Source organism: Streptomyces sp. TAA040 (assembly GCF_000424845.1).
The window spans coordinates 1-4,911 of record NZ_AUKR01000056.1 but is presented as its reverse complement, the minus strand read 5'-3'; the positions used below and the strand labels follow the sequence as shown (position 1 = coordinate 4,911).

Below are 4,911 nucleotides of genomic sequence, written 5' to 3'. Positions count from 1 at the left end.
CGAATCACCCGTCGGCGGCGTCTGGCCGAGCGTCCTGGCGACCAGGGCTTCGACCTGCTCGTCCGTGATCTTCCGCGGTGGCCCCGAGCGTGGCCGGTCCACCAGGCCCTCCAGCCGGTCCGCGGCGAACCGGGACCGCCACTTGCGCACCGTCTCCCGTGAAACGCCCAGGTCGTCCGCGACCCGCGCGTTCGGCAGGCCCCCCGCACACGCCAGCACGATCCGCGAACGCAGCACCAGCGCCTGCGACGCGGTCTGCTTGCGCAACCAACCCCGCAGCACCCGGCGTTCGTGATCGGAAAGTTCCAACGGCAACGGCTTCAGACCAGGCATTACCCTACCCTACAACCGCACGCGGACTACCGACTCAGGACACTAGGGAGTCGGAAGCTGACGGGCGGCGCCGTCCGCGTGCAGGGCGAGGCCGTCGATCTGTCCAGGCCCCGACACCGTCGGCTCCTGGCCTCGCTCGTCGAACCCGTGCCCGTCGCCCGCGACATGACGCTGCGCGAGCAGGTGACCCTCGTCGCCGCCTCCTGGTATGGCAACACCTCGAAGACCGCCGAGCGCGCCGAAGAGGTCATCGACCGGCTGGGCCTTCCCGCGCTGGGCGGGCGGTTTCCCTCCCAGCTCTCTTCCGGCCAGCTACAGCTCTTCAGCCTCGCGCTGACCCTGGTCCGCCCTGCCGATGTTGTCCTGCTCGACGAACCCGAGCGGCACCTCGACACCGGTCGCGTCCACCTCGTCGTCACACTGCTCGCCGAACGGGCCGAGCGTGGGACCGCACTCCTGGTCGCCACCCACGACAGCGCTGTGGTGGACGCCTGCGACGGCGTCATGGAGTTGGGATGACGACGGACAGCATCACCGCGGTCGAGTCCAACCACGAGGCTCGCGTCCACGCCGTACGGCACCGATACGCACGCCGCAGCGACCGCGCCACGGCGGCGGACTGGGCATACACGATCTACCTCACCGTCATCCTCGCCCTCGTCTACCTGGCACCGGTCCTCTATCTGGTGAGGACTTCCCCGACATTCCTCCCGCTGGAATCCGCCACGGCGGCGACACCCGTGGCGTGCCTGGTCGCGGCGGGGACGGTCTGGGGCGCTCAGCTCGCCGGCCGGTTCTGGGGACCGCTGGTGCTCAAGCCGTTCCTACTGCACGTGTTCACTTCCACGGACCTGCCCCCCTCGTGTTACCTGGGTCCGATTGCCCGCCGTCGACTGGCGTACGCGGGGCTCGGCACTCTGCTGACGGTATCCACGGCCACGCTCCTCATGACCGACCTGTTCGACCACTCGGAAACCGCGCTCGTAGCGCAAGGCGCAGCCGTCACGGTGGGCATCGGCGCCATCGCCGCCGTGACGTGGCTGTGGGGCCAGGTCCGGACGGTGCGCGAGAACGTCACGCTCGCCGCCGCCGTGGCAGTCGTCGCCGTCGCCGTGGCGCTGCTCGGGCAGTCCGCACTCGCGGACGGAGGCGGCCTGTGGCTCACCGCCGGTGTACTCGCGGTCTCAGCGACGGTACTCGGTCGGTCCGCCTTCCGTTCCATTCACACCGTCGACCTCTCCCGACTCGCACGCGAATCAGCGCGCGCCGCCGAGGCCCAAACCTTCGCCTGGACCGGCACCCTCCACCATGCGCTGGACCTGTACCGCCCGGAACCGCGCGGGCTCACCTCCGCTCTGGTACGTCCTGACGGACGCCTACGCGGCCACCTCGCACAGGGAGCGGTCCGCGCGCTGCGCACGCGGGGCCGCGCTGCCGCTGCCGCGGCGTTCCTGCTGACCGGCGGCGCCTTGCTGACGCTCGGCGTCGCGGAACCAGGCACCGGATCGGCAACGCTGTTCTGGGTGACCGGCGCAACCGCTGTGTACTTGGGGTCAGGATGGGTCAGCGAGGCCTGGCGCGGTCTGCGCGACGAACTAGCCCTGGCCCCGCTATTCGGTGAGTGGTGGGGTGGAATGCTCGCTCGCACCCTGGCCTGGCCCGTCGTCGCGGTGGCGACCACCGTGGGACTGGCGGGCGGTACTGCGGCCGTGATCCAGTGGCCGCTTCGGGATGTCTGTCCCAGTGACGCTGTGCTGCTCGCCACGGCTTCAGTGACACTCGTGCTCGGCGCCAGGTTCCTGCGCGAGATGAAAACGAACCTACCGATCGAGCTGCTGATCCCCATCATCACGCCTCTGGGCGACCTCTCCGGGGTTCGCGTCTTCGTGTGGCAATTTGACGGACTCGTTGTCGTGCTAGTCGGCATCCTCGTGATGGAAAAGATGCCGTCCGCTCTCGGTGCCGCTCTGGTCGCGCTGAGTCTGACCGGCTGGTGCGTCTGGGCGGGCCTGCGCCGGACAGGGTGGGCCCGCCGTGCGCTGTTCACCCGACTCGGTCGGGTGTAGCACAGCGCACTGGTATTGCTATCCCGCACGGCAACACCGCATGCTGTAGTGCTTTGGCCGGGACCTGTTCTCCGATGATGCAAGGTGGTCGGCGAACGGGCGCCCTGCCTTCCCGGCGTTGTCGGGAAGGCAGGGCGCCGGGCGCGCCCATTGCTCGTCGGTCAGCAGGCGCATGCGTCCGCTCGTGGTCACCGAGGCCGGTAGGCGGTGGCCAGCACGGAGACAGTGACCTGATCGGGCAGTAGGCCGTCATCGTCCAGCTCGGCGTGGCTCACGTGGCGTGCGCTCGGCGTCATCGCCACCAGATCCACGGCATCCAGCCTGCTCAGAGGCGCGGAGTACTGCACCTGTTCGGTGACGACGGCCTCGAAGAAGGGGGCCAGCGCCCGGTGCAGACGCTGCTCCTTGGTCGGGTCGATCGCAACCATCGCAGGCACCCGGCCGCGCAGCTCGGCCAGGTGCCGCCCGGTGGGGCGGACCACGATCAGTTGGCCGGTCGGGCGCAGCACGCGGTGGAACTCGGCCGGGTTGCGTGGGGCGAACACGTCCAGCACGACATCGGCCGCCCCGTCAGCCAGCGGGAAGGGACGGAAGACGTCCCAGGCCACCGCGGCGGCTCGGTCGTGGGCACGAGCTGCCGAGCGCAGCGCGCGCACCGATGTGTCCAGCCCCAGGCCACGGGCGCCGGGCAACCGGTCGAGTACGCCGGTCAGGTAGTAGCCCGTTCCGCATCCCACGTCCACGACCGTGGTCTGCTCGGACGCGGCGTCGGCCGCCAGGCGGGCCCCTGTGTCGCGGATGGGCGCGTAGGCGCCGGTGGACAGAAAGCGGTCCCGGGCTCGGACCATGGCCGCGTCATCACCGCTGGTGGCGCGGGTGCCCGTCAGCAGGCTGGCGTAGCCGTGGCGGGCGATGTCGAAGGTGTGGCCCACCGGGCAGCGCAGTGCGCCGCGGCCGGGGTTCAGCCGGCGCGTGCGGCACATCGGGCAGCGCAGCAGGTCGAGGAACAGTTCAAGGGCAGGGGGAAGCGACACGGGCACGAGGCACTCCTGGCAAACGTGAAGGGAAGAAACCGTGCCTGCACGTGCGCTCAGGGCGTCACTGCCTCAGGAAGGACGGGCAGTACCGGCAAAGTGGTTCACGCAGCAGGCACACCAAGCAGGGTGATGCCGCTCGGCATCACCCTCAGCGCCTTCCGATCACAGGAAGCAGCAGTGCGGGGTACTCATGAATGCCACATCATGAGTCTACGAGCATCGGCGAAGCCCCTCATACGCAGGCACGAGAACCTCAAGGAGCTGTCGTGCGTGCGCCGTCCGACCGATCGCGGGAGCCGTTGATGACGGTGCGGGTCGCGGTCATTCTGATGCTGGGCACGCAGGTCGCCGTGGCCGCTGGCTTGCTGACCGTGCTGGCAGGGAACGCTTGGGCTGTCGGGGTACTGGCTGCCGGGGGCGCCTTCGCCAGCGCTGTCGCCTTCGCACGGTCCGTGATCGGCTGAACCGGCCCTGGTCGAAACAGGACGCACCGGGCCGGCGCCATGGTCACAGCGAAGTACGCAGGGCGTCGGGGCGGGCGGTGACCAGGCCTCGTCGCCGCGTGTGCTGTCTCCGTCGATCCAGCGGGTGAGGCTACCTCGAAAGGGCTGGCTGGCCATGAAGGCTGTGATGTCGCCGTAGTAGGCGAAGTCGTCGGCCCAGAGCAGTGCAGCCGGGAGCTCGGCGGGCGGCGGGACCTGTCCTGAACGATCTGCGGCCGCGAGGTGACCAGAGCAGCCTGCCGCCGTGTCACCGGCCCCCCGGACATGGACTCGCCCTAGCCCCCGACGAACTGGACGATCGGTGCCGGTGCAAGGCCACCGGCCGCGCTCCGCCGTGGAACCGGGGCCCTGGACCTCCCCGCCCGCCGGGCAGATTGCGGGGCGTCCTCGTGGCACGCCCCGCTACCGGTGTCAGTTGGCGATCGGTACGGTCAGGACCACGTCGGGGCAGGTCGCGGCTCGTTCGTTGAGCGCGGCCAGCTCGGCCTGGTCGACGGCAAGCCTCCAGCGGGTCTTGGTGGCGACCCAGTCGGCCAGGTAGGTGCATGACGCCTGCGGGGAGGGCACCCACCATTGAGTTGTGTGCATCGTGAAATTGCAGGTCATGGGTCTGGTGTGCGGGCATCTTGCTGTACTCGCGCTGGTCGGGGGCCGGTGTCCATGGTGGAGATCGTCCGACAGGGGCGGCCGGGGCGGTTCTCGGGTTCTGCTGCGCCTGGTGTGAGGGCCGCCTACGATCCGTGGCCGTATGGATGCACCGCCGGATCGCGGGGAGGGAGCGGGGATGTCCGAGTTGGAGCGGATCACGGCTCGTCGGAGCGAGCTGGACGCGCTCGCCGAGGAGTTGGGCAAGCGGCTGGGGGAGGTCGAGGCGGAGCGGGAGGAGTGGGTGGTCGCCGAGCGGGTGCTGAACCGGCTGGCCGAGCAGGACCGGGCCGAGGTGGAGGCCGCTGTCGCGGTGGCTCCGGTGAA

At 69.9% G+C, this 4,911-nt stretch carries 6 protein-coding genes and 2 pseudogenes; 4 read left to right on the top strand and 4 right to left on the bottom strand.

The window, feature by feature from the left end; all coding sequences use genetic code 11:
* The coding region (locus H300_RS0121540; RefSeq protein ID WP_158678425.1) for a helix-turn-helix domain-containing protein at window positions 1-333 on the bottom strand (333 nt) is incomplete at its 3' end.
* Between H300_RS0121540 and H300_RS28525 the strand changes: the two genes are divergently transcribed.
* Both H300_RS28525 and H300_RS0121530 read left to right on the top strand, forming a co-directional pair.
* Window positions 292-852, top strand: a complete 561-nt coding sequence (locus tag H300_RS28525; protein WP_486583995.1) for an ABC transporter ATP-binding protein — start codon at window positions 292-294, stop codon at window positions 850-852. The genes H300_RS0121540 and H300_RS28525 overlap by 42 nt on opposite strands.
* Window positions 849-2,399 (top strand): hypothetical protein, encoded by a 1,551-nt coding sequence (locus tag H300_RS0121530; RefSeq protein ID WP_028429036.1) that lies wholly within the window; start codon window positions 849-851, stop codon window positions 2,397-2,399. Before H300_RS28525 ends, H300_RS0121530 begins: the two co-directional genes overlap by 4 nt.
* 84 nt (window positions 2,400-2,483) lie before the next feature.
* Here the strand turns inward: H300_RS0121530 and H300_RS31985 are convergent.
* Both H300_RS31985 and H300_RS0121525 read right to left on the bottom strand, forming a co-directional pair.
* Window positions 2,484-2,591 (bottom strand): annotated as a pseudogene (locus H300_RS31985) (IS5/IS1182 family transposase); the annotation flags it as partial.
* Entirely contained in the window at window positions 2,588-3,439 is an 852-nt protein-coding gene (locus H300_RS0121525; RefSeq protein WP_028429035.1) for a methyltransferase domain-containing protein, read from the bottom strand. The gene H300_RS0121525 and the pseudogene H300_RS31985, both read right to left, overlap by 4 nt.
* A 263-nt stretch (window positions 3,440-3,702) precedes the next feature.
* On the opposite strand from H300_RS0121525, the gene H300_RS0121520 reads away from it, so the two are divergent.
* Window positions 3,703-3,900, top strand: coding sequence for a hypothetical protein (locus H300_RS0121520; RefSeq protein WP_028429034.1), 198 nt, complete (start codon window positions 3,703-3,705; stop codon window positions 3,898-3,900).
* A gap of 450 nt (window positions 3,901-4,350) precedes the next feature.
* Here H300_RS0121520 and H300_RS31660 read toward each other — a convergent pair whose 3' ends face one another.
* On the bottom strand, window positions 4,351-4,545 hold the full coding sequence (locus H300_RS31660; RefSeq protein ID WP_037981455.1) for a hypothetical protein: 195 nt from the start codon (window positions 4,543-4,545) through the stop codon (window positions 4,351-4,353).
* 178 nt (window positions 4,546-4,723) lie between these two features.
* Here H300_RS31660 and H300_RS0121510 point away from each other — a divergent pair.
* Window positions 4,724-4,911, top strand: a pseudogene (locus H300_RS0121510) (hypothetical protein); the annotation flags it as partial.